The organism is Streptomyces sp. NRRL S-378, assembly GCF_000720645.1.
Taxonomy (GTDB): domain Bacteria; phylum Actinomycetota; class Actinomycetes; order Streptomycetales; family Streptomycetaceae; genus Streptomyces.
In genome coordinates this window covers 1-449 of sequence record NZ_JOBX01000203.1, presented here as the reverse complement: position 1 = coordinate 449, position 449 = coordinate 1, and the positions used below count along the sequence as shown (strand labels likewise).

Annotated in this window: 1 protein-coding gene; it reads left to right on the top strand. The window is 68.8% G+C overall.

Annotated features, from left to right (window positions below):
- The coding region (locus tag IH80_RS0138495; protein ID WP_030966576.1) for a transposase family protein at positions 1-449 on the top strand (449 nt) is incomplete at both ends.

Sequence of the window (449 nt, the reverse complement as noted above, 5' to 3'; positions counted from 1 at the left end):
TTGTCGACCGGCTCCTGGCCACGCTCGTCCACCTTCGCCACGGTGCCACTCACGACGTGCTGGCCTGCTGGTTTGGTGTCGACCGGTCCACAATCACCCGCGCCATCGGCGAGGTGCGGCCGCTGCTCGCAGCCCGCGGCTGCACCATCGCCACCGGCGTCCGGCTCCGCAGCCTCGCCGAAGTCATCGACCACCTCGGCGCCAGCGGACACACCGGGATCATCGACGGCACCGAGATCCGGGTTCGCAGGCCCGCCGCCGGCCGCAGGGACCGAGAGAAGTTCATCTCCGGCAAGAACAAGCAGAACGCCGTCAAGGCCATGGTCCTCACCGACGTCGACGGCATGCTCCTGTTCTGCAGTCCCGCCCAGCCGGCAAGCTGTGCCGACATCACCCACGCCCGGCAGTTAGGCCTGGTCAAGCACCTGATTAGCGGCCCGGCCGTGGAG